19 protein-coding genes and 1 pseudogene are annotated in these 22,655 nt (G+C 67.1%); 9 read left to right on the top strand and 11 right to left on the bottom strand.

Going from position 1 to position 22,655, the window contains the following annotated elements; all coding sequences use genetic code 11:
* Positions 1-135 precede the first annotated feature (135 nt).
* Together C7T96_RS19880 and C7T96_RS19875 are read left to right on the top strand one after the other, a co-directional pair.
* Positions 136-1,254, top strand: a complete 1,119-nt coding sequence (locus C7T96_RS19880; RefSeq protein WP_106572995.1) for a zinc metalloprotease HtpX — start codon at positions 136-138, stop codon at positions 1,252-1,254.
* 406 nt (positions 1,255-1,660) lie between these two features.
* Positions 1,661-3,355 (top strand): methyltransferase domain-containing protein, encoded by a 1,695-nt coding sequence (locus C7T96_RS19875; RefSeq protein ID WP_106572994.1) that lies wholly within the window; start codon positions 1,661-1,663, stop codon positions 3,353-3,355.
* A 79-nt stretch (positions 3,356-3,434) separates the two neighbouring features.
* Here the strand turns inward: C7T96_RS19875 and C7T96_RS19870 are convergent, their stop codons facing one another.
* Both C7T96_RS19870 and C7T96_RS19865 read right to left on the bottom strand, forming a co-directional pair.
* Positions 3,435-7,067, bottom strand: a complete 3,633-nt coding sequence (locus tag C7T96_RS19870) for a tetratricopeptide repeat protein (RefSeq protein ID WP_106572993.1) — start codon at positions 7,065-7,067, stop codon at positions 3,435-3,437.
* Between the two features lie 87 nt (positions 7,068-7,154).
* Complete coding sequence (locus tag C7T96_RS19865; protein ID WP_106572992.1) at positions 7,155-8,141, bottom strand: Gfo/Idh/MocA family oxidoreductase; 987 nt, start codon at positions 8,139-8,141, stop codon at positions 7,155-7,157.
* 79 nt (positions 8,142-8,220) lie between these two features.
* On the opposite strand from C7T96_RS19865, the gene C7T96_RS19860 reads away from it, so the two are divergent.
* Positions 8,221-8,745 (top strand): Panacea domain-containing protein, encoded by a 525-nt coding sequence (locus tag C7T96_RS19860; protein ID WP_106572991.1) that lies wholly within the window; start codon positions 8,221-8,223, stop codon positions 8,743-8,745.
* A 290-nt stretch (positions 8,746-9,035) separates the two neighbouring features.
* Here C7T96_RS19860 and pheT read toward each other — a convergent pair whose 3' ends face one another.
* The 6 genes from pheT to infC form a co-directional block, all read right to left on the bottom strand.
* The gene (gene pheT, locus C7T96_RS19855) at positions 9,036-11,483 is read right to left on the bottom strand and encodes a phenylalanine--tRNA ligase subunit beta (RefSeq protein ID WP_106572990.1); all 2,448 of its coding nucleotides are present in this window, start codon (positions 11,481-11,483) and stop codon (positions 9,036-9,038) included.
* A complete protein-coding gene (locus tag C7T96_RS19850; RefSeq protein WP_106572989.1) occupies positions 11,480-11,905 on the bottom strand; it encodes a GFA family protein in 426 nt (141 codons plus the stop codon). The genes pheT and C7T96_RS19850 overlap by 4 nt, the downstream gene beginning before the upstream one ends.
* Positions 11,902-12,987: a phenylalanine--tRNA ligase subunit alpha gene (gene pheS / locus C7T96_RS19845; protein ID WP_106573048.1), complete on the bottom strand. Its 1,086-nt coding sequence runs from the start codon at positions 12,985-12,987 to the stop codon at positions 11,902-11,904. The genes C7T96_RS19850 and pheS overlap by 4 nt, the downstream gene beginning before the upstream one ends.
* A gap of 158 nt (positions 12,988-13,145) precedes the next feature.
* Positions 13,146-13,547, bottom strand: a complete 402-nt coding sequence (gene rplT, locus C7T96_RS19840) for a 50S ribosomal protein L20 (RefSeq protein ID WP_106572988.1) — start codon at positions 13,545-13,547, stop codon at positions 13,146-13,148.
* Positions 13,548-13,588: 41 nt separating this feature from the next.
* Positions 13,589-13,789 carry a 50S ribosomal protein L35 gene (gene rpmI / locus C7T96_RS19835; protein ID WP_106572987.1) on the bottom strand — a complete coding sequence of 67 codons (201 nt, stop codon included), beginning with the start codon at positions 13,787-13,789 and terminating at the stop codon, positions 13,589-13,591.
* A 299-nt stretch (positions 13,790-14,088) separates the two neighbouring features.
* The gene (gene infC / locus C7T96_RS19830) at positions 14,089-14,625 is read right to left on the bottom strand and encodes a translation initiation factor IF-3 (RefSeq protein ID WP_106573047.1); all 537 of its coding nucleotides are present in this window, start codon (positions 14,623-14,625) and stop codon (positions 14,089-14,091) included.
* A 209-nt stretch (positions 14,626-14,834) separates the two neighbouring features.
* Between infC and C7T96_RS19825 the strand changes: the two genes are divergently transcribed.
* Positions 14,835-15,626 (top strand): alpha/beta hydrolase, encoded by a 792-nt coding sequence (locus C7T96_RS19825; RefSeq protein WP_106572986.1) that lies wholly within the window; start codon positions 14,835-14,837, stop codon positions 15,624-15,626.
* A 222-nt stretch (positions 15,627-15,848) separates the two neighbouring features.
* The gene (locus C7T96_RS19820; protein ID WP_106573046.1) at positions 15,849-16,292 is read left to right on the top strand and encodes a DUF2852 domain-containing protein; all 444 of its coding nucleotides are present in this window, start codon (positions 15,849-15,851) and stop codon (positions 16,290-16,292) included.
* A 74-nt stretch (positions 16,293-16,366) separates the two neighbouring features.
* Here C7T96_RS19820 and C7T96_RS24245 read toward each other — a convergent pair whose 3' ends face one another.
* Positions 16,367-16,864, bottom strand: a complete 498-nt coding sequence (locus C7T96_RS24245) for a hypothetical protein (RefSeq protein WP_164749898.1) — start codon at positions 16,862-16,864, stop codon at positions 16,367-16,369.
* Here C7T96_RS24245 and C7T96_RS19810 point away from each other — a divergent pair.
* Entirely contained in the window at positions 16,799-17,557 is a 759-nt protein-coding gene (locus C7T96_RS19810; protein ID WP_106572984.1) for a M48 family metallopeptidase, read from the top strand. The two genes, C7T96_RS24245 and C7T96_RS19810, sit on opposite strands and share 66 nt — an antisense overlap.
* 51 nt (positions 17,558-17,608) lie before the next feature.
* Here C7T96_RS19810 and C7T96_RS19805 read toward each other — a convergent pair whose 3' ends face one another.
* The gene (locus C7T96_RS19805; RefSeq protein WP_245414187.1) at positions 17,609-18,706 is read right to left on the bottom strand and encodes an AI-2E family transporter; all 1,098 of its coding nucleotides are present in this window, start codon (positions 18,704-18,706) and stop codon (positions 17,609-17,611) included.
* Between the two features lie 121 nt (positions 18,707-18,827).
* Here C7T96_RS19805 and C7T96_RS19800 point away from each other — a divergent pair, with 121 nt between their 5' ends.
* From C7T96_RS19800 to C7T96_RS19790, 3 genes and pseudogenes are all read left to right on the top strand, one after another.
* The gene (locus tag C7T96_RS19800; protein WP_106573044.1) at positions 18,828-19,469 is read left to right on the top strand and encodes a phosphoribosylanthranilate isomerase; all 642 of its coding nucleotides are present in this window, start codon (positions 18,828-18,830) and stop codon (positions 19,467-19,469) included.
* 126 nt (positions 19,470-19,595) lie between these two features.
* Positions 19,596-20,489: pseudogene (accD, locus tag C7T96_RS19795) on the top strand (acetyl-CoA carboxylase, carboxyltransferase subunit beta); the annotation flags it as partial.
* Positions 20,490-20,675: 186 nt separating this feature from the next.
* Positions 20,676-22,007: a folylpolyglutamate synthase/dihydrofolate synthase family protein gene (locus C7T96_RS19790; protein WP_106573043.1), complete on the top strand. Its 1,332-nt coding sequence runs from the start codon at positions 20,676-20,678 to the stop codon at positions 22,005-22,007.
* 254 nt (positions 22,008-22,261) lie between these two features.
* Here the strand turns inward: C7T96_RS19790 and trxA are convergent, their stop codons facing one another.
* On the bottom strand, positions 22,262-22,591 hold the full coding sequence (trxA, locus tag C7T96_RS19785; protein WP_280951747.1) for a thioredoxin: 330 nt from the start codon (positions 22,589-22,591) through the stop codon (positions 22,262-22,264).
* Between the last annotated feature and the right edge of the window lie 64 nt (positions 22,592-22,655).

The raw sequence follows: 22,655 nt of genomic DNA, 5'->3' as shown, positions 1-22,655 counted from the left end.
CCTGCAAATGCCGTCCGCCGCACCTTCCCAACCCTGGCGCGACCAAAAAAAGCCCGGTTCGGCCGACGGCGGGACACGCGGACCGCGATATCGTCGAGACTCGGCAAAGCGCCATCCATTCCCCATATTGGGCGCATGAGCCGGCAATCCAATCTCGACCTCGTCCAGCAGCGCCGCAGCCGCGCGCTGAACACGCTGCACACCTGGCTGCTCGCCACCGGCAGCCTGTTGATCCTCGCCGTCAGCGCCTGGGCGTTCGGCGGCCTGGTGGCGCTCGTCTACGCGCTGGTGGTCGGCACGATCTCGATGCTGGCGATGCGCCGCGTCAGCCCGCGTCTGGTCCTGTCCATGTACAAGGCAAGGCCGGTCTCGCGGGCGCAGTTCGCCGAAGGGATCGCCATTCTGGAAGAACTCGCCCGGCGCGCCGGGCTGCCGGCCGCGCCGGTTCTTCATGTCGTGCCCTCGCGCATGATGAACGCGTTTGCCGTCGGCCGCCGCGACGATTCGGCGATCGCGGTCACCGACGCGCTCATCCGGCGCATGAGCCTGCGCGAACTGACCGCGATCCTGGCGCACGAGGTCAGCCACATCGCCCATGAGGACGTGAAGGTGATGGCCCTGGCCGACATGGTTTCGCGGTTCACCTCGGTCATGTCGACGATCGGCCTTTTGTCGCTGGTGTTGAACCTGGTCGTCTTCGCCGGCGGCTATCAGGCGCAGGTGCCCTGGCTGGCGGTTCTGGTGCTGCTGGCCGCGCCCACCGTCGGCGGCCTGTTGCAGATGGCGCTGTCGCGCACGCGCGAATACGACGCCGATCTCGGCGCCGCCATGCTGACCGGCGATCCCGAAGGACTCGCCTGGGCGCTGGTCAAGCTCGAGCGTGCCCAGGGGCGGTTGTGGGAAAGCCTGCTGCTTCCGGGCGGGCGCATTCCCGACCCCTCGGTGCTGCGCACCCACCCGCCGACCGACGAGCGGGTCCGGCGATTGATGGCGCTGAAGGGCGCGGGCGACCCGCCGCATGAGGATCTGCCCGGTCAAGCGGGCGGCCGGGCGCGGCAGCGGCGCGCGAGCTTCATTCCCGCCATCGGCCGTCGCCGGCCCGACGCGGCGACCTATCGGCGTCTTGCCGGCCTGATGCCGAGCGGGTCCATCGTGGCGGAGGAGGCGGCGGCGCGTCCGGCCCGTTCCGGCGCGCTGGCCGATCCGGCCGGGCGGCCGCGCATCCGCATCCGCCGCGGCGGCGTGTGGTGGTAGAAAGCCCGTCTCTGCCACGCCGCGATCATAATTCGTTTCGGCCAAGCCACTGAGATCGCGGGCAAAACGCGGCTCCTGCGCCGGCTTGCGCGCGGTCCCGGCAAGAATGTCGTAATCGGACCTTGCAATGTCGTTTTCGGACGATATCCTGCGCCTACCAATCACGGTGGCTTTTCCAGTCGATGGAACCGCGCCGCTTTCGGCGCCTTGAATTTGGCCACCTCTGCTCTCGCAGCCTTTGTCGCGCGCCCGTCGGGCGCGTTTCTGCGCGGGCAGGCGCCGCCCTGTCGGGGGTCCGAGGCGTTCACCATCCATTGTGCGTGGTCCGTAGCGGGCCGCGCCGCTGCTGCCCGCCGCGCCGGCCGGGTTGCGGCCGATGCGAACCACAGGCGAAACGGAGAGCGATATGAACGAGGCAGCACTCAAACAGCCAAATGCCGAGCTGGAAATGGACCAGCAGCTTTATGGCGACGATCCGCTGGCCAACCGCGAGACCGATCTCTATCGCGGCGAATATGTGATGACCTTCGTGGAGAAGTGGGACGAACTCATCAACTGGACGGCGCGGGCCGAGAGCGAAGGCCAGTTCTTCATCGACGTGCTGCGCGCCAGGGGCAAGGAAACCGTGCTCGACGTCGCCTGCGGTACCGGCTTCCACTCCGTGCGCCTCAACGAGGCCGGTTTCAACGTCACCTCGGCCGACGGTTCGGCCGCGATGCTGGCCAAGGCGTTCCAGAACGGCCAGGCGCGCGGGCTGATCCTGAAGACGGTGCAGGCCGACTGGCGTTGGCTCAACCGCGACATCCAGGGCAAATACGACGCCATCATCTGCCTGGGCAATTCCTTCACCCATCTGCACACCGAGGCCGACCGCCGCCGCGCGCTGGCGGAATTCTACGCCGCGCTCAAGCATGACGGCATCCTGATCCTCGACCAGCGCAACTACGACACCATGCTCGACGAGGGCTTCAAGTCGAAGCACAAATTCTACTATTGCGGCGACAAGGTCACGGCCGAGCCCGAGCATATCGACGACAGCCTGGTGCGCTTCAAATACAGCTTCCCCGACGGCGCCGAATACACGCTCAATTTGTGCCCGATCCGCAAGAACTACGTGCGCAAGCTCCTGTCGGAGGCCGGTTTCCAGCGGGTGCGCACCTATGGCGACTTCCAGGAGACCTATGCCGAAAACGAACCGGATTTCTTCGTCCACGTGGCCGAGAAGTCGACCCTGCACGTCGTGCGCTGGGGCGGCGAGGCGCGCCCGGAGGGCCAGGCCGATATCCGCGACGTCACCGAGGATTATTATGACGGCGACGACGCCGACACGTTCTACTCCACGGTCTGGGGCGGCGAGGACCTCCATATCGGCATCTACAAGGACACAAAGGACATCCGCGAGGCCTCCGTCGTCACCGTCGACCGCATGATCGCGGCCCTGCCGGAGATCGGTTCCGATACCAAGATCCTCGACATCGGCGCCGGCTACGGCGGCTCGATGCGCCATGTGGTCAAGAAGTTCGGCAACGAGGCGGCCTGCCTCAACATCTCCGAGACCCAGAACGACACCAACCGCCACAAGAACCGGCGTGCCGGCCTCGCCGACAAGATCCGCGTCGTGCACGGTGTGTTCGAGGACATTCCCGAGGCCGACGCCAGCCAGGACGTGGTGTGGAGCCAGGACGCGATCCTGCATTCCGACCAGCGCGAGAAGGTGCTGGCGGAGGTCTGGCGCGTGCTCAAGCCCGGCGGCCATTTCGTCTTCACCGACCCGATGCAGGCCGACGACGTGCCCGACGGCGTGCTGCAGCCGGTCTACGACCGCCTGCAGTTGAACAGCCTCGGCTCGTTCCGCTTCTACCGCGAGGCCGCGCAGGCGCTCGGCTTCGAGATCGTGGCGCAGGAGGACCTGACCGGCGATCTGCGCACCCATTATTTCCGGGTTCGCGAGGAGCTTTTGGCCAATTACGACAAGCTGCGCGAGAGCGGCGCCTCGAGCGACTATCTCGACAAGATGGCGGTCGGGCTCGAAAACTGGGTCAAGGCGGCCGATGCCGGTCATCTGGCCTGGGGCATCCAGCTGTTCCGCAAGCCGGACTGAAAAACGGGCGCGCGCGCCTGACGCAAAACGACGGCGTCCCGGCAACGGGGCGCCGTATTTTTTTGGGTGCGGCGGCCCCTCAGCGTGTCGCGCCGACCAGGATGAACGGCGCCCAGGCGGCGGGATCGGCGCGCGCGCCGCCGGCCTCGATCTCGGCCAGCATGGCGCGGCGCAGCGCCTCGGCCCGGTCGATGCGCGGATCGGCGGCAAGCGCCGCGACCGCGCCGGTCACCAGCCGCACGGCGGCATCCGACTGGACCGGCCAGTGCGACACCAGCAGCGCGCGGGCGCCGGCATAAAAGAAGGCGCGCGCCAGGCCGGAAAGCGCCTCGCCGCCGCCGTCGCCGGAGGCGGTGTTGCAGGCCGACAGGATCACCCAGTCCGCATCGAGCTTCAGTGTCGCCACTTCCGAGGCCGTCAGCAACCCGTCGTCGCGCGCCGTCGCCGTCGCCGGCGGTGTCAGCACGATCGCCGGTTCCGCGAGGCCCGACAGATCGCCGGAGACGAGCCCGTGCGTGGCGAAATGCACGATGCGCGCCCGGGCGAGCCGGCCGTCCTGCGACGCACGCTTGACCCCGGCCTCGCTTGCCGCCCGGCCGAGAGAGACGGCGTCGTCGCCGGCCCGCAGCGCCCGGGCGATCGCGCAGGCCTCGTCGGTCGTTTCCGGCAGCGGCGTCAGCCGGCGCACCGCGCCGACATCAGCCACGGCGCCGCGAAACAGCGACGACAGTGCCGGCATGGGCGCGGCCGCCGCCGCGCCGCCGCCAGCCGCCGCCGGACCGCATTCGGTGCGCGTAAAGGCGCGCCGGTCGTCGCCGCCCGGACCGGTCAACAACGGATTGGCGAAACCGAGATAGGGGACGCGCTCGTCGTCGGCGCGGCCGACCGCGGCCAGGACGGCGAGCGAGGCCACGGACGGCATCACCGCGATCGCATGATCGCGCAACAGCCAGCCGGCCTCGCTGTAGTCCGCCGCGCCGCCGGTCCGCGGCCGCGCGCGCACCAGAAGGTGGACGGGCAGGCTGGCAAGGCTCCTCGACGGCACCACCACCAGCGTCCTGCCGGCGATCATGTCGGCGACCGGCGCCAGCATCGTCTCATAAAGCCCGGCCGCGATGGCGAGCACGGCGCCCTTTCGGTCGGGCTCGCCGTCGGCCACCAGCGATTGCGCGCCGCGCGTCAGCGGCCCGACGCCCAGCATGCCGCGCAGCCGGCGCACATCCGCCGCCAGCGCGCGGCTCGGCCTGTCGAGCCTGATCCAGCGCGCCGCGCCGCGCTTGGGCACCGCCCACAGATAGGTCTCGAAATCGACCGTGCCGAGCGGGCTGGTGTCGGCGTAGAACAACAGCACCTCGTCCTCGGCGAGCGCGGCCCGGGCGGCGGCGAAACCGACCGGCTCCGGCCGCCGCAGGCTGGCGAAATCGGGAAACGCCTCGGCAAGCCGCGCATCGATGGCCCGGATGCGGCGGTCGGTCCGCGACAGCGCGGCTTCGAGCGTCGCGATGCTCGCCATGGCGTCGCCCGCGCGGTCCTGCCCATGCAGGCTCGTCAGGCGGCGGTCGTCCCGTTGCCAGCGCTCGACTAGGTCCTGCCGCTCGCGCACCAGGCGGGCGAGGTCGCCGTTTCCGGCCGCGTGGCGGGCGCCGAGCTGCGAAAGCGCGACCGCGGCGCGCGAATCAATGACGCGCTGCGCGGTCAGAAAAGCCTTTTCGGCAAGGGCGGTCCGTTCCCGCGGCCGTTCTTGCGACAGGCGCTCATAGGTCTTGACCAGATGATCGAAGATCGCCCCGCGCGCGACGGCCTGGTCCTCGATCCTGCCGGTGCGGTTGGCGAAGGCGTTTTGCGCGTCGATCGCGGCCAGGCGTTCGGTCAGCGTCGCCGCGCGTTCGAGTGCGCGTCGTGCGGCGGCAAAGGAGCCGCGCATGAACGCGGCCTCCCCCAGATCGGCCAGCACCGGGATCGTCTCGGCGCTGTCGGTGCCGAAGCGCCCCCGCAGCCAGGCGAGCGCGGCGGCGAATTGTTCGCCGGCCTCGTCGAACCGGCCCTCGGCCATGCGGATCCGGCCGATCAGGCTGTCGGCGCGGATTGCCGAGCGCTGCCGGGAGGCAAGGGTGGCGAAGATGGCGCGCGCGGCTTGGCTCAAGCGCTCGGCGGCGGCCAAATCGCCCTGTTCGAGCCGGATATAGGCGAGCGTCAGCATCAACTCGCCCGCCGTCGGATCGCTGGCGCCGCGCGCCGCCGTCACCGCGTCCAGCGAGCGCCGGGTCAGCGCCGCCGCCTCATCCAGCCGGCGCTGGCTGAAGCGGGTGTAGGCGAGCGCGGTGCGCGCCAGGACCATCTGCTCGCTTTCCTGGCCGTGGCCTTCCATGATCGACAGCGCCCGTGTCAGCAGCGGGTCGGCCTCGGCAAAACGCTGCTGGCCGGAATAGACCAGCCCGAGCACGAGAAAGTCGAACCCGGTCAAGAGATCGTCGTCCCCGCGCGCCGCCAGGCTGATCGACAGCGCCCGCTTGGCGAAGATTTCGGCTTCGGCGGCGCGGTCGCCGGCATTGGCGGCATTGGCGATCCAGCGCGCCGCCTCGCCGACGCCCGCCGCATCGGGCCCCTGGGCGCGCTCGCGCAGCGCGAGCAGCCGGCGAAACACCTGCTCGGCCTCGTCGGCCCGTTCGTCGCCCATCAGCGCCACGCCGAGGCGCATCAACACCGCGTCGGTGGCCGGCGCCGCCCTGCCCGCGCTCGCCTCGCGGATCGGCAGGGCGCGGCGGTAGGCGGCGACGGCTTCGGCGGCCCTCTTCTGTTTCTCGAGCGCGCGGCCGAGCCCCTCCAGCGAGGCGGCAACCGCCGGATGGTCGGGACCGAGCGCGGTTTCGCGTGCGGCCAGGGCCGCGCGATAAAGCGGCTCGGCCGCGCCGGGCCGCCGCGTCTCGAACAAAAGATTGGCGAGCCCCTGCCGATAGGAGGCGAGATGAACGTCGTCGTCCTTGAAGGACGCCTCGGCCGCTGCGATCGCGGCGCGATAGGCGGGTTCCGCCACCGCGTAGCTGCCGGCGAAATGCAGCATGAAGGCCCGCTCGCCGCGCCACAAGACCACGGTCCTGTGGTCGGGACCGAATGCGGTCGCGCCGATCGCGATCGCCTTTTCGATCGCCGCGGCGGCCTCGGCATGGTCGCCCCTGGCGCCGAAAAGCCGGGCGAGACCGAAAAAGGTCGTCGCCACGTCGGCATGATCCGGGCCGAGCGCGCTTTGGCGGATGGCGAGCGCCAGGTTGTAGAGCTCCTCGGCTTCCCGATAGGCGCCGGTGGATTTCAGCGTCACCGCGAGATCGTTGGCGGAGCGGGCGATTTCCGGATCGTCCGGCGCCAGCCGCGCCCTGCGCACGGCGAGCGCCTTGCGGAAATGGGGTTCGGCCTCGCCGAAGCGGCCCTGCTCGAACAGCGTGTCGCCGAGCAGCCGGTGGAGATTGGCCGTCTCCAGCGCGTCCGCACCCAACGCCGTCTCCGCCGCGGCGAGCGCGGCGCGGGCCAGGGCCTCGCCATCGGCGGCCCGGTCGTCGTCGAGCAGTCGCTGGACCGCCATTGCCTGCGCCTCGGCGTCCTCGGCCGGACCGGCATAGGAAAAAGCCGGCGCACCCGCCAGGAACAGGCCGAGCAGCACCCCGCCTGCCCATCGACGCTTGTTACGTCCCGCTCTGCGCTGCCAGCCGATCCGCATCGTCACCACCCATGCCCGGCTCCATCAAAGCGCGGGCTTTTGGCGGGAGCAAGGCGGCCGCCCTCGGTCATGCCGGGGCCCCGACGCTCACACGGGCTCCCACCCCTCATGGCGTCCGGCGCGGTAGATCGCGTCGATCAGCTTCTGGTTCTTGACCGAGTCTTCGAGCGTGAAGACGGGCACGTCCTCGCCGGCCGCCGCCCGCGCGAAGGCTTCCACTTGCAGCCGGTATTGCCGGGTGGCCGGAAAGCGCCACACGGTCGCTTCGGTATGGGTCTGATCGTGCAGTTCGACGCGATGATGGTCGTAGTCGCCGGCATTGAAGGGCGCGTGCAGCTCGATGAAACCCGTGTCGCCGTGGAACACCATCGACTGGCGCAACGCCATCTGGGTGGAGCAGTAGAAGGAGAGTTCGAACCCGCCGAAATCCGCTTTCACGCTGGCATAGATGTCGGTTGCGAACCGCGTGTCGCGCGCCACGGCCGCCTGCACCCGTCGCGGCTCCTCGCCGGTGACGAAGCGGGTGGTCACGGTCGGATAGACGCCGATATCGGGCAGCGCGCCGCCGCCGAGTTCGGGCTTGTTGCGCATATTGTCGGGATCGACGTTGAAATAGGAAAACGCGCCCTGCACGTGGCGCAGGCGGCCGATGCCGCCCTGCCGCACCAGATCGCGTACCTTTTGCCATTGCGGGTGATAAAAGACCATGAAGGCCTCGCTGACGACGACGCGGTTGCGCTCGCGCGCCGCGATCACCCGGGCAATGTCTCCGGCCTCCAGCGCCAGCGGCTTTTCCACCAGCACATGCTTGCCGGCGTCCGCCGCCCTGATCGCCCATTCGACATGCTGCGCGCTCGGCAGGGGAATATAGACGCCGTCGACATCGGGCGAGGCGAGGAGGTCCTCATAGCTGCCGAAGGCGTGCGGGACGCCGAACCGGTCGGCGAGCGCGCGGGCGCGGGCGAGGTCGCGGCTGGCGATCGCGGTGACGACGCCGTTTTCTGCATCCTGCATGGCCGGCAGCAGATGATCGCGGGCGATCTTGGCGGTGGACAGGATACCCCAGCGGAACATGCTCTATCTGATCACTATTGAATCTAGGATGATTTTCCTATATATTGACATGTAATCAAATTTCTGACTCTGTCGAATCATGACTCAATACCAAAAGCTCAATGATGCTGTCCATTATGTTGTGTCTCGTTGTCGACCTGACGACTTGGGAGCGACAAAGCTCAACAAGATTCTTTGGTTCGCCGATGTTGCTTACTACGAGCGTTTTGGCACCTCTATCACTGGTGACGAATACGTAAAGCGGCAATTTGGACCGGTTCCCAAACACGTACCAGCAGCAACTCGCGAACTTGAAGAGCAGGGACGAATTGTGAGTCGCGAAGTTGAATATTTTGGGAGGCCGAAGCGAGAATTTTGGGCGCTAAAAGAGGCTGATATCAGCCGTTTTGACCCGAATGCGATTGCTATTATCGATCAGATGATTGAGTGGATTTGCAATGGCCATACGGCAGTGTCGATTAGTGAAATGACGCACGACCTTCTCTGGGATTCGGCGGAGATGGGCGAAACGATACCTCTTGGTGCAGCCCTCGCCTTCCGCAATGCGGAGATCACTGAAGACGATATTGCTTGGGCGGAAAGAGAACTTGAAGCTCTTGCATGAGAATCGGTCCGGGTAGTCGTAACGCATTCGAAGTCGTTGAATCTCAACGCGTAACCGAACTAATTTCCCAGGCCATTACCGACAATAGTGGTCTTTCTGAACTATGGGATGGCCTTGTATGGCTGATTGCGCGAAATGGCCATCGCATCGGAGAGCCAATCCGCTTCCAAGGACAGAATCATCGAATATATAAGACGCTTCCGACGAGGTCCGGTTTGCCATCACTTCGAGTTGTCTATTTGCACGATGTCGATAGGTTCGTAATAAAGTTGCTCTCAATCGGCTGACGGTTAGCCGCGCAGGACGCCGCCGGTCTGCTTTTCCACGTTTGCAACGATCCGGGCCGACAGCGCCTCGAAATCCTCGTCGGTCAGCGTGCGCTCCTGCGGCTGGATGGCGACCTCGATCGCGATCGACTTCTTGTCGGCCCCGATCGAAGCGCCCTCGAACACGTCGAACACCGACACGCCGGCAATCAGCTTCTTGTCGGCGGCCGCGACCGCGCGCGTGAGGACGCCGGCGGCCACACCTTTGTCGACCACGAAGGCGAAATCGCGCTTCACCGCCTGGAATGGCGACAGGTCGAGGCGCGGCTTGGTGCGGGGCGCCTTGGCCTTGGGCTCGGGCACGGCGTCGAGATAGACCTCGAAGCCGCAGATCGGCCCGGCCGCGTCGAGCGCCTCCAGCGTGTCGGGATGGAACTCGCCGAACGTGCCGAGCAGGTTCTTCGGCCCGAGCTTGATCGTGCCGGAACGGCCGGGGTGATACCAGTCCGGCCCGCCGGCCTCGATCGTCAGCTTGTCGACCGGCGCGCCGGCCGCCTCCAGCGCGGCGAGCGCGTCGGCCTTGGCGTCGAACACGCCCACGGTCGCCGCGTTGCCGGCCCAGTGCCGGCCCGCGCCCTCCAGCGTGGCGGTGCCGCGGCGCACGCCGCCGGCGACCCGGCGCTGGTCCTCGGGCCGGTCGCCCTGATAGGTGCCCGAGACCTCGAACAGGGCGATGTCGCCGAAACCGCGATCGGCGTTGCGCTGCGCCGCCGCGATCAGGCCCGGCAGCAGCGAGGGCCGCATGTCCGACATGTCGGCGGCGATCGGGTTCGACAGTTTCAGCGCCGGCGCGCCGCCGCCGAACAGCGCGGCGTGGCGTTCGGGAATGAACGACCAGGTGACCGCCTCCATCATGCCGCGCACGGCCAGCGCGCGGCGCGCGGCGCGGGTGCGGTTTTGCAGCGTGGTCAGGATGCGGCTGCCGACGGCCGTCGTCTGCGGCAGCGGCGCCGGCGCGATCCGGTTGACGCCGTGAATGCGCATCACCTCCTCGACCAGATCGGCCTTGCCATCGACGTCGGGGCGCCAGGACGGCACGACGAAGCGCACGACCGCGCCGTCCGTCGCGCCTTTCGGAACGAAACCGAGGCGCTTCAGGATGGCGATGCTTTCGGCCCGGTCGACGTCCAGGCCGGTCAGGCGCTTGGTCTCCGACAGCGGGAAGTCGACTTCGCGGTAATGGTGGCCGGTTTCACCGACGATCTCTCCGTCCCTGGCGGTCGGCGTGCCCAGCACGATTTCCGGTTCGCTCGGCGTGCCGCCGCAGAATTCGAGCACCATGCGCGTGCCCAGATCCAGGCCCGCGACCATGAACTCTGGATCGACGCCGCGTTCGAACCGGTAGCGTGCGTCGGTGATGATGCCGAGTTCGCGGCCGGTGCGCGCCGTCGCCATCGGATCCCAGAGCGCGGATTCGATCAGCACGTCGGTGGTGCCGTCCTCGCAGCCCGAAAGCTCGCCGCCCATGATGCCGGCGATCGATTCCACGCCGTTGTCGTCGGCGATCACGCACATGTCGGGCGTCAGCGCATAGTCCGCGCCGTCCAGCGCCAGCACCTTTTCGCCGGCGCGCGCGCGGCGCACCACCAGATCGCCCTTCACCTTGGCCGCGTCGAACACGTGCAGCGGCCGGCCGCGGTCGAAGGTAACGTAATTGGTGATGTCGACCAGCGCGTTGATCGGCCTGAGCCCAATGGCGATCAGTCGCTGCTGCAGCCATTTCGGCGACGGCCCGTTCTTCACCCCCCGTACCAGTCTGAGCGCGAAGCCGGGGCACAGATCGGGCGCCTCGAGCGTGACGGAAACCGGGCATTTGCCCTCGCCTTCGACCGGTTCGACCGCGCCGGACCTGAGCGTGCCGAGCCCGCTGGCGGCGAGGTCGCGGGCGATGCCGTAAACGCCGGTGGCGTCGGGGCGGTTCGGCGTCAGGCCGATCTCGATCACCGGATCGTCGAGCTTGGCCCATTCGGCGAAGGACGCGCCCACCGGCGCGTTCTCGGGCAGGTCGATAATGCCGGTATGCTCGTCGGAAAGCTGCAATTCGCGCTCCGAGCACATCATGCCGTGGCTTTCCACGCCGCGGATCTTGCCGACCGACAGCGTGACGTCGATGCCCGGCACATAGGCGCCGGGCGCGGCGAAGGCGCCGACCAGGCCGGCGCGCGCGTTGGGGGCGCCGCACACCACCTGCACCGGCGCGCCGCTGCCCGTGTCGACCGACAGCACCTTGAGCTTGTCGGCGTCGGGGTGTTTTTCGGCCGTCAGCACCCTGGCGATCACGAACGGCTTCAGCGCCGCCTTGTCGTCGACGGATTCGACCTCGAGCCCGATCATGGTCAGCCGTTCGACGATCTCGTCGAGCGAGGCGTCGGTGTTGAGATGGTCCTTGAGCCAGGAAAGGGTGAATTTCATTGCGTGTCTTCCGTCGGTCTCGGTACGCTGAATTTGACGTGTCGCGGCAGCGAATCCGGCATGTGCACGAACGGCAGCTGCTCGCGCACATAGGCGTGATGGCTGGGCTTGTAGGCGGCCGGCTGGTCCATGGCGCCGAGTGCGATCCACACGTCGTCCGGCAGCCGGTCGTCGACATAGGCGACCGGCGAACCGCAGACGCCACAGAAGCTGCGCGCCACCGGGCCGTTCTCGAAGGCTTTCAGCGTGTCGCCGTCGAACGTCACATGCTCCTTCTTGAAGCCGACGAAGGCGGAGACCGGCGCGCCGCTGGCGCGGCGGCAGTCGTGGCAATGGCAATAGCTGATGTGGTGCGGCGCGACCGAGGCGGAAAAGCGCACCGCCCCGCAGCGGCACCCGCCGCTATGGAGTGTGTCGGTCATGTGCTGAGCCCTCCAAACAGGGTCGGCAGGTCGAGCGGGCGGAAACCGTAATGCTGCAGCCAGCGCGTATCGGCGTTGAAATAGTCGCGCAGGTCCGGCATGCCGTATTTCAGCGTCGCGATCCGGTCGATGCCCATGCCCCAGGCAAAGCCCTGATATTCGTCCGGATCCAGCCCCGACATCCTCAGCACGTTGGGGTGGACCATGCCGCAGCCGAGGATTTCCATCCAGTCGGAGCCCTCGCCGAAACGCACCTCGCCCGGCCTGGACCGGTCGCACTGGATGTCGAGTTCCAGCGACGGCTCGGTGAACGGGAAGAAGGACGGCCGGAAGCGCATGTTGAGCGACGGCACCTCGAAGAACGCCTTGCAGAACTCCTCCAGCACCCACTTCATGTTGGCCACGGTCGAGGTCCGGTCGACGACCAGCCCTTCGAGCTGGTGGAACATCGGCGAATGGGTGGCGTCGGAATCCTGCCGGTAGGTCTTGCCCGGAATGACGATGCGGATCGGCGGCTTTTGCGCCTCCATGGTGTGGATCTGCACCGGCGAGGTGTGGGTGCGCAACAGCTTGCGCTCGCCGTTCTCGCCGGGCGGGAAGAAGAACGTGTCGTGCATTTCGCGCGCCGGGTGGCCTTCGGGGAAGTTCAGCGCGGTGAAATTGTAATAGTCGGTCTCGATGTCGGGCCCCTCGGCGATCGCGAAGCCGAGATCGCCGAAGATCGCGGTGATCTCGTCGATCACCTGGCTGATCGGATGGATGCGGCCGCGCTCGGCCGGCGCCTGGCGCACCGGCAGCGTGACGTCGACGGTTTCGGCCGCCAGGCGCGCGGCGATCGCCTCCCGGTGCAGTTCGGCCTTGCGCGCGGCCAGCGCCTCGCCGACGCTGGTCTTCAGCCCGTTCAGCGCCGGGCCCATCTGCTTGCGTTCCTCCGGCGTCATCGTCCCCAGCATCTTCAGCCGTTCGGAGACGGAGCCCTTCTTGCCGAGGGCCGACACGCGCACGGCTTCGAGCGCCGCCTCGTCGGAAGCGGCCGCGATCTCGGCCAGCACTGTCGCCTCAAGCGTTTTCAAGTCTGTCATCTGTTCGGTCACGGCGTTGCTCGCTTGCCTTTGTCGGTACCGTTTCGCGATCCGGCCGGCCGGATCGGTGTCTTCAGCGTCACACGGAAAAACCCGCGCCGGCCCTGCCAGCGCGGGTTTCCCAAATACCAGTTTTCGAAAGCTTGGGAAGGCGCTGGTTAGGCTACAGCGCGCTCAAAAGCGTTCGGGGTCGTGTCTTTCAGATATTCCAGCGCGGTCTTCGCCTTGGCGACCAGCGCGGCGAAGGCCTGCGGCTCGTGCACGGCCATGTCGGCCAGCACCTTGCGGTCGACCTCGATGCCGGCCTTGTTGAGGCCGTCGATCAGGCGGCCATAGGTCAGGCCGTGCTCGCGGGCGCCGGCATTGATGCGCTGGATCCACAGGGCGCGGAAATTGCGCTTGCGGTTCTTGCGGTCGCGATAGGCGTATTGCAGCGACTTCTCCACCGCCTGCTTGGCGATGCGGATCGTGTTCTTGCGGCGGCCGTAGAAACCCTTGGCGGCCTTCATAACTTTCTTGTGCTTGGCGTGGGCGGTGACGCCCCTCTTCACGCGGGCCATGACATGCTCTCCTTAAATTGCTTCCTGCAGCGTCCGGCGTTTCAAAGGCCGTAAGGCATGAACTTCTTCACGATCCTCGTATCGGGATCGGAAAGAACGGTCGTGCCGCGTGCGTTACGGATGAACTTGTTGGAGCGCTTGATCATGCCGTGGCGCTTGCCGGCGGCCTGAACCTTCACCTTGCCGGTCGCGGTCACCTTGAACCGCTTCTTGACCGACGATTTGGTCTTCATCTTGGGCATTTTGCTTTCCTCTTCTTATTCGCCTCGCGCGCGAGGCCATATCGCTCCGGATGGACCAGCATCCGGAAAGCATAAGAAACCGCCACGGCATGCCCTGCCGGGCGGCTCTTTGAACGCCGGCCTTATAGCGATTGGGGCGTCGAAGGGCAAGAGGGCAAGAAGACCGGCGAACGTCGCCCGGTCAGGAGCCCGACGGCGACCACGAAATCCAACCCGCCACCTCTTCGAAGCGCCCGCGTCATGCGCCGGTCGCGACCGCCACGGGCCGCTGGCCCCGCCGCCCGTGGCCGCCGGTGAAATTATCTCGGAGAAAGCACCATCATCATCTGGCGGCCTTCCAGCTTGGGTTCGGCCTCGACCTTGGCGATTTCCTCCACCTCGGCGCGCACCCGGTTCAAGAGCTGCATGCCGAGCTCCAGATGGGCCATCTCGCGTCCACGGAAGCGCAGCGTCAGCTTGACCTTGTCGCCTTCCTCGAAGAAGCGGCGCACGGCCTTCATCTTGGTTTCGTAATCGTGGTCGTCGATATTGGGGCGCATCTTGATCTCTTTGATCTCGATGACCTTCTGGTTGCGCCGCGCTTCGGCCGCCTTTTTCTGGGTCTGGTATTTCAGCTTGCCGAGATCGATGATCTTGCACACCGGCGGATCGGAGTTCGGCGCGATCTCGACCAGGTCGAGACCGAGATCCTCGGCAGCTTCCAGCGCTTCCTGTATGGAAACCGCGCCCCGGTTTTGTCCGTCGGGGTCGATGAGTTGGACCCTGGGGGCCCGGATGTCGCGATTGGCGCGCGGGCCTTCCTTGACGGGCGCCGCGGCTTTGTAAGGTCTGCGAATGGTCGTATTCTCCTTGTTCCGTTGACGTTCGGGGACGGCGATCCGGCCCGCCCAAGGCATCGAGCGGTCTATGTCGGTGCGCTCGGGGCCATGTCAATAGCACGATAGCGCAAAAAAAACCATCTTCCCGCTTGCGCGGCGACTGCGGCGAAAGGCGGGCCTTTGCCCGCGGCGCGCCCTGTGCCAAAAGGGCGCCCGGAGGATGACGCATGGCACAACACCCCGTGGAAATGCTCGATGTCGACAGCGTGCCGATCGCCGTCCGGCGTCGCCAGGGCCGGGCACCCGGCCTGGTCTGGCTCGGCGGCTACCGTTCCGACATGCGGGGCACCAAGGCCGAGCAGCTCGATTTGTGGGCGGCCGAGAACGGCCATGCCTGTGTCCGTCACGATTATTCCGGCCACGGCGAATCCGGCGGCGCGTTCCGCGACGGCACGATTTCGCGCTGGCTGGCCGAAAGCCTGGCGGTGTTTCGCCATTTCACCGACGGCCCGCAGATCCTGGTCGGCTCCTCGATGGGCGCCTGGATCGCGCTGCGCATGGTGCAGGAACTCAATCGCGGCGCACCCGACGATCGCGTCGCCGGCCTGGTGCTGATCGCGCCGGCGCCCGACTTCACCGTCGAGCTGATGGAGCCGCAATTGACGGACCGCCATCGCCGCGACCTGGAGCAGCGGGGCTATTTCGAGGAACCCTCCGAATACGGGCCGGAGCCCGACCTTTACACCCGCGCCCTGTTCGAGGACGGCGCGCGCAACCGCGTGCTCACCGGCCTGATCGAGACCCATTGCCCGGTGACGGTGCTTCAGGGCATGCAGGACCCGGACGTGCCCTACGCGCATGCGCTGAAACTGGTCGACCATCTGCCGGCCGAGGATGTCACGCTGACGCTGATCCGCGATGGCGATCACCGCCTGTCGCGGCCGCAGGATATCGCCCTGCTGCGCCGCGCGCTCGCCGATCTCGCCGCGCGCGCGGCGGTGAACGCGGGGGCGCGCTAAGCCCGTCCCGCCCGCCGCCAAAGCCCGTTCCGGCGGCGACGGCACGGCAGGCCGCCCGGCGCCGGAACGCCGCCCGGTTTCCGAAGGCGCCTGAAAAAAAGGAAGAATTATCAGGAGATTATCCGGTTCTACTTGGCGTTTGTCTTGAAACGACCCCGTCTTGTGCCCATCTCGATTTCATGCAGCCGGATGGGCTGCTTCGAACGGAAGGAACCGGAAAATATGACCACGAGTGCACTGATCCGCCCGGCCTGGACGCCGGCGACGATTGCGCTGATGGTGCTTGGCTTCATCGTGTTCTGGCCGCTTGGCCTCGCCATGCTCGCTTACATCTTGTGGGGCGATCGGCTCGATGGTTTCAAGCGCGACGTGAACGAGGCGACTGACGGATTTTTCGCCTCCTGCCGCGCCCACAAGGGCGGCCGTCGCAGCCGCCACGCCCGCACCGGCAATGTCGCTTTCGACGACTGGCGCAGCAAGGAGCTCGAGCGCATCGAGGCCGAGCGGCGCAAGCTGGAAGAAATGCGCCAGGAGTTCGACGACTATCTGCGCGAATTGCGTCGGGCCAAGGACCAAGAAGAATTCGACCGCTTCATGGCCGACCGCGAACGCCGGCGCAACGAGAAGCCGAGCGACGACAAGGCGAGCGGCCTGCTCGACGACTGAAGGCAGAGCCGCAACGATTGTGAACGGCGCCGCATCGACGGCGCCGTTTTTGTTGGCCGCTTTGGGCGACGCACTCAGCGGCCGCCCCGATTGTCGCACAGGCCGGGGTTCCCGGCAGCCGGGCAGGTCTTGCCGGCGGGCCGGCGCTTGGCGGGCTTCTCGCCGCCCCGCCGGTCGGTTTCGACCGACGACGTGGCCGCGGGTCTTGTGGTTTTGGCCGGCTTCGAACGCTTGTAGACATGGGGCGGCGGTCCGCCCCCGTCGCGCGCATAGGCATCCGCCGCCAGCGAGGTGGCGAAGGCGGCGAGCGCTATGACGGCCGTCAGCATGGCGATTTTCCTGACCATGGTTTTCCCTTCCCTTGTCGCGACGGGCCGATCCCGCCGCCGCTTCTTGGTCGCGGCGGGACGAAGAAAGGTTCGAGTAAAATTGCGCGCCCGCGGCGAGTCGGCTCGCTCCGTCACGACGATCTCCCGCTTGGCCGGCGAATCGCTTAACGTCGCGCCATGTTCTCCGGACTGAGAAAACCGCCTGCCCGTGCCAAGCGCGCCGTTCCGATCGAGCGCGTGCACGATGTCGCCGGACGCGCCCTGCCGCTGAAGATCGTGGAGAACGCGCGCGCCCGGCGCCTGACGCTGCGGATAGACGCCGGCGGCCAGGGTTTGCGGGTGACGGTGCCGCCCGGCCTGCCGCCGCGCGAGATCGACCGTTTCCTGGAAACCCATCGCGGCTGGCTCGAGGCGCGGCTGGAAAAATTTCCCGACCGACCGCAGGTCCGGCCCGGGATCAAGATCCCGCTGCGCGGCGTGCCGCATCTAATCGTGCACGAGCCCGGCCGCCGCGGCACGGTCGAGGTGGCGGCCGTCGAAGGCGAACCGGCGCTGATCGTCCACGGCGAGCGCACGCATCTGGCCCGGCGCCTGGCCGACTTCCTCAAGCGCGAGGCGCGCCGCGACATCGAGGCGCTGGTCGCCCGCCATGCCGGCGCGGTCGGCCGCCCGGCGCGAGCGGTCCGCTATCGCGATACGACGAGCCGCTGGGGCTCGTGCACCGCCGACGGGGTGCTGTCGTTTTCGTGGCGCATCATGATGGCGCCGCCTGCCGTCATCGACTATCTGGTCGCGCACGAGGTGGCGCATCTGAAGGAAATGAACCACGGGCCGAAATTCTGGAGCCTGTGCCGCACATTGTGTCCGCGCACCGACGAGGCCAAGACCTGGCTCAAGCGCAATGGCGGCGCGCTGCAGGCGATCCGGTTCACCTGATGGTTCGCTGGCCGTCGCCGCCCCATACCGGTTTTCACGCGCGATCCGCGATCACGCGCCCGGTGGCGGCGCTTTCGGGCCGATCGGCACGAGATTGCTCAACACGGCATAGGCGATCAGCAGCGCCGGGATGGCGATGAAGCCGCCGATCGGGCCCCAGACCCAGATCCAGAAGGCCAGCGCCAGAAGCACGAGGAACGGGTTCAGCGTCAGGGTCCGCCCGAGCACCATCGGGGTGACGAACTGCGCTTCCATCAGGTTGACGGCCAGGAAGGCCAGCGGCGGCACGAAACTGCCGGCAAGCGTGTCGAACGTCGCCAGCCCGACTGCGAACAACAGCCCTGCCATGATCGCCGGTCCGATATAGACCACGAAATTCAACAACATGGCGAGCATGCCCCAGAGCGCCGGCGACGGCACGCCGATGATCCAAAGCACCAGCGAGACCGCCACCCCGAGCCCGACATTGATGACGGCGATCGACAGCAGATAGCGCGACACCAGCGTCTCGACATCCCGAAAAATATGCGCGATGCGCCAGCGCAGGCGGCGGTCGACGACGATCTTCATGATGCCCGTGCGAATGTCGTGGCGCGTCGCCATGAAGAAGAACAGGCTGGCCAGGAAAAGCAGGACCTGGGCGCCGAGCGCCGGCGCCATGATGGCGATGTCGGTGACGTCGCCGCCCTCGTCGACCTCCACCGTGACGCCGGAGCCGCCGGTGACCGTGCGCAGCTCGTTCTGCACGTCGCGAAGCGTGTTGATGGGTTCGCGAAGCTGGGCGAGCTGGATCTGCAGTTTCTGCCAGATGCGCGGCAATTCCCCGGTCCAATAGGACAAGGGTCCGATCAGGGCGGCGGCGAACAACGCGACCAGCGCCACGAACAGCAGGCACACGATCACCGCCGACAGCCAGGACGGCAGGCCGCGCTTTTCCAGCCGGGTGGCGATCGGTCCGAGCATCAGCCCGATGACGATCGCCAGCGACAGCGGGGCGAGGATGAATTCGCCGGCGACCAGCATGAAGACGAAGCCCAAAAGCCCGATCAGCAGCACGGCGATCATCGCGCCGCGCGTCAGCAGGGTGTCGGGATCCAAAACCGTCCTTGGCGCCGGGCGGCGGTGTACGCCCCATTCGAACATGTTCATCGAAAAATTCCGTTGTTCCCCTTCCGATAACACATCCAGGCGCAAAAGGTTCGCCCGGCCTGTCGCGGCGCCGGTGGCCGCGCGTCTCGACATCGGCATTGGCCGGGGGTATTGCGGGGACATGGACATCAAGATTTGCGGATTGAGCACGGCCGAGGCGGTCGCCGCCGCGCTCGCGGGCGGCGCCAGCCATGTCGGCTTCATCTTTTTCGACAAGAGCCCGCGCCATGTCGACCCGCAGCGCGCGGGCGCCCTGCGCCGCGCCGCGCGCGGCCGCGCCCTGGCCGTCGCCGTGACCGTCGACGCTGACGACGCGACGCTCGACGCCATCGTCGCGGCGATGGAGCCCGATATGTTGCAGTTGCATGGACGCGAAACGCCCGAGCGGGTGGCCGCGGTCAGGGCGCGGTACGGCCTACCGGTGATGAAGGCGTTTTCGGTGAGTGCGCCCGCCGATCTGGCCCCCGTCGAGGCCTATCGCGGCCTTGCCGACCGGTTCCTGTTCGACGCCAAGCCGCCGAAAGGCTCCGCATTGCCCGGCGGCAACGGTGTCGCCTTTGACTGGCGGGTGCTGGCCGGGCTTGACCCGTCCGTCGACTACATGCTTTCAGGCGGCCTCAACAAAGCCAATATCGGCGAGGCGCTGCGCCTGCTCTCTCCGCCGGGCATCGACGTGTCGTCCGGAGTCGAGAGCGCGCCGGGCCAGAAGGATGTTGCCTTGATCGAAGCTTTCCTTGAGGCTGTGGCCGAAAAAGCCGGCTGAGCGCGTCCCAATTCCCGCCGAAAGCCGGACCCGCCCCGGCCTTGCCCCCGAAGAACGCCGTCGCGGCGATATCTTGCGACGGCGGACCGACGGCCCCATCTTCTCCTGAATGCGGAGACCCGACCGATGAACTGGATCACCAACTACGTCCGGCCCAAGATCAATTCCATGCTCGGCCGGCGCGACATGCCGGAGAATTTGTGGATCAAATGTCCCGAAACCGGCGAGATGGTCTTTCACAAGGACCTCGAGGACAATCAATGGGTGATCCCCTCGTCGGGTCATCACATGAAGATTTCGGCGCGCCAGCGGCTGAAATTCTTCTTTGACGACGGCCGGTTCGACGCGCTCGAGAACCCGAAGGTCGCCACCGACCCGCTGAAATTCCGCGACGAGAAGCGTTATACCGACCGGCTGCGCGAAAACCGCGCCAAGACCGGCATGGACGACACGGTGCTCGGCGCGACCGGAACCATCGAGGGACTGCCGATCGTCGCCGTTGTCCAGGACTTCGCCTTCATGGGCGGTTCGCTGGGCATGGCCGCCGGCGAAGCGATCATCCACGCTCTGGAGACCGCGCTCGAGATGAAGCGTCCGCTCGTCCTGTTCGCCGCCTCGGGCGGGGCGCGCATGCAGGAGGGCATCCTGTCGCTGATGCAATTGCCGCGCACCACGGTCGCCGTCGACCGGTTGAAGGAGGCCGGCCTGCCCTATCTCGTGGTTCTCACCAACCCGACGACGGGCGGCGTTACCGCGTCCTACGCGATGATCGGCGATGTCCATATCGCCGAGCCCGGCGCCCTGATCGGCTTTGCCGGTCCGAGAGTGATCGCGCAGACCATCCGCGAGAAACTGCCGGAGGGTTTCCAGCGGGCCGAATATTTGATGGAGCACGGCATGGTCGACATGGTCGTGCCGCGCACGGAGCTCAAACCCACCATCGCGCGCCTGCTCAAGATCCTCGTCCACGCGCCGCAGGAGGAGGCGATGGCGCAGGAAGAACCGGCCGCGCCGCTGGCGGAAACGCAAGACGAACAGCCCCAAGCCTAACTCGCCGATGTCGGGCAAGCGCCGCGCGTGCGAACCGCGCTGCGGCACGGGCCCGACACGAACGGCTGCCGGCTTCGACGCGGAGCACCGTCGGTCCGGGCAGCATAACGATCGGGTTCAACCCCATCCCGCCATGATCTTGGAAGGGACATGCAGATTTTGACCAGCAAGGCCGACCGTGAGATTGCGCGGCTGTCCACGCTTCACCCGAAAGGCTTCGATCTGTCGCTGGGCCGGATCGCGCGGCTGCTCGAGCGCCTCGGCAACCCGCATCGCCGCATGCCGCCGGTGATCCACATCGCCGGCACCAACGGCAAGGGCTCGGCCGCCGCCTTTGCGCGCGCGCTCCTCGAGGCCGCGGGGTTGACGACCCATGTCCACACCTCGCCGCATCTCGTCAACTGGCACGAGCGCTATCGGCTGGGAGCGCCGGGCGGCGGACGCCTGGTGGCCGACGACGTGCTTGCCGATGCGGTCGCGCGGGTCGCGGAGGCCAATGGCGGCGACAAGATCACCGTCTTCGAGATCCTGACCGCCGTCACCTTCCTGCTGTTTTCCGAACACCCCGCCGACGCGGCGATCCTCGAGGTCGGCCTCGGCGGCCGCTTCGACGCCACCAACATGATCGAGCGGCCCGCGGTATCGGTCATCATGCCGATCTCGCTCGACCACGAATCCTATCTCGGCGACCGTGTCGAACTGATCGCGGTGGAAAAGGCGGGGATCATCAAGCCGGGCGTGCCGGTGGTGGTCGGCCAGCAGGATTCCGACACGGTGCGCGAGGTGATCGTGTCGACCGCCGACAGGCTGGACGCGCCTTGTTCCGTCTACGGCCAGGACTTTCTGGCCGCGTCCGAGCACGGCCGCATGGTCTACCAGGACGAGGACGGCTTGATGGATCTGCCGATGCCCCGACTGGCCGGTCGGCATCAGCTCGCCAACGCCGCCGCAGCCATCGCCGCGGTCAAGGCGGCCGGATTCGCGCTGACCGGCGACGCCGTCGAACGTGCCATGACCGGCGTGCAGTGGCCGGGCCGTCTGCAGCGCCTGGGCGACGGGCTGATGGCGGCGTTGGCGCCCGACGGCGCCGAACTGTGGATCGACGGCGGCCACAATCCCGGCGCGGCGGCGGCGATCGCCGAGACGCTGGCCGAGCAGGAGGACCGGCATTCGCGCCCGCTGTTCCTGATTTGCGGCATGATCAACACCAAGGACCAGGTGAATTATTTCCGCGCCTTCGAGGGTATGGCGCGCCATGTTTTCGCCGTGCCGGTCAACAACACCGAGGCCGGTGTGCCCAATGCCGAACTCGCCGTGCGGGCCAGCGAGGCCGGCTTGTCGGCCGAGCCGATCCACTCGCCGGCCGATGCGCTGAAGCTGTTGCGCGCGACATGGGACGAGACCGAGCCGCCGCCGCGCATCCTGATTTGCGGATCGCTTTATCTGATCGGCGAAGTTCTGGCCGAAAACGGCACCCCGCCGCAATAGGCCGTTCTGCTTTTCACGGGTTCGCAGACCGGCTCCATCTTATTGTTTTAACGCGGTTTTGAACGGCGAACCGGCTTCCGCTTCGCCCGCAAACGCTATCGGCGCGCCTCGCGATCGCGGCCGAAGCCAGCGCCCCCCGGCGCTTGCGCATGCGCGGCGGCGGACCGTGTCCGGCCCGGCGGAACCGCTTTCCCGCCAGCCAACAAAAAAGCCCGGCGCGGCGGCCGGGCTTTTTTGCTTGGATGCGCAGCCGGTTACGCGACCGCGTTGTCGATCCAGGCCGACAGTGCGGTCTTCGGCGCGGCGCCGACCTTGATGTCGGCCACTTCGCCGCCCTTGAACAGCATCAAGGTCGGGATCGAACGCACGCCGAACTGGGCGGCCAGTTCCGGGTTCTCGTCGATATTGACCTTGGCGACCTTCACCTTGCCGGCCATTTCCTTGGAGATTTCCTCGAGCGACGGCGCGATCATCTTACACGGGCCGCACCACTCGGCCCAGAAATCGACCACGACCGGTTCGGCCGAGTCGAGCACGTCGGTTTTAAAGCTGTTCTTGTCCGTCGTGAGAGGGGACATCGTGATCTCCTTGATCGATCGTTTCGGACTGCATGTGGGGATCGGCGCTGTGCGCGTCAAGCAGCGTTTG

This window comes from Nitratireductor sp. StC3 (assembly GCF_003015025.1).
Lineage (GTDB): Bacteria > Pseudomonadota > Alphaproteobacteria > Rhizobiales > Rhizobiaceae > Mangrovimarina > Mangrovimarina alexandrii.
The sequence above is the reverse complement of the archived record's forward strand: the minus strand, read 5'-3'. Positions and strand labels throughout refer to the sequence as shown.

Coding starts and splice junctions, on each gene's coding strand:
- rpmI (WP_106572987.1), bottom strand. CDS start 13,789: ATGCCCAAGATGAAGACCAAATCGTCGGTCAAGAAGCGGTTCAAGGTG.
- C7T96_RS19875 (WP_106572994.1), top strand. CDS start 1,661: ATGAACGAGGCAGCACTCAAACAGCCAAATGCCGAGCTGGAAATGGAC.
- C7T96_RS19810 (WP_106572984.1), top strand. CDS start 16,799: ATGTTCTCCGGACTGAGAAAACCGCCTGCCCGTGCCAAGCGCGCCGTT.
- C7T96_RS19865 (WP_106572992.1), bottom strand. CDS start 8,141: ATGTTCCGCTGGGGTATCCTGTCCACCGCCAAGATCGCCCGCGATCAT.
- C7T96_RS19825 (WP_106572986.1), top strand. CDS start 14,835: ATGGCACAACACCCCGTGGAAATGCTCGATGTCGACAGCGTGCCGATC.
- C7T96_RS19870 (WP_106572993.1), bottom strand. CDS start 7,067: ATGCGGATCGGCTGGCAGCGCAGAGCGGGACGTAACAAGCGTCGATGG.
- C7T96_RS19805 (WP_245414187.1), bottom strand. CDS start 18,706: ATGAACATGTTCGAATGGGGCGTACACCGCCGCCCGGCGCCAAGGACG.
- C7T96_RS19880 (WP_106572995.1), top strand. CDS start 136: ATGAGCCGGCAATCCAATCTCGACCTCGTCCAGCAGCGCCGCAGCCGC.
- C7T96_RS19850 (WP_106572989.1), bottom strand. CDS start 11,905: ATGACCGACACACTCCATAGCGGCGGGTGCCGCTGCGGGGCGGTGCGC.
- pheT (WP_106572990.1), bottom strand. CDS start 11,483: ATGAAATTCACCCTTTCCTGGCTCAAGGACCATCTCAACACCGACGCC.
- C7T96_RS19820 (WP_106573046.1), top strand. CDS start 15,849: ATGACCACGAGTGCACTGATCCGCCCGGCCTGGACGCCGGCGACGATT.
- rplT (WP_106572988.1), bottom strand. CDS start 13,547: ATGGCCCGCGTGAAGAGGGGCGTCACCGCCCACGCCAAGCACAAGAAA.
- C7T96_RS19860 (WP_106572991.1), top strand. CDS start 8,221: ATGACTCAATACCAAAAGCTCAATGATGCTGTCCATTATGTTGTGTCT.
- C7T96_RS19800 (WP_106573044.1), top strand. CDS start 18,828: ATGGACATCAAGATTTGCGGATTGAGCACGGCCGAGGCGGTCGCCGCC.
- pheS (WP_106573048.1), bottom strand. CDS start 12,987: ATGACAGACTTGAAAACGCTTGAGGCGACAGTGCTGGCCGAGATCGCG.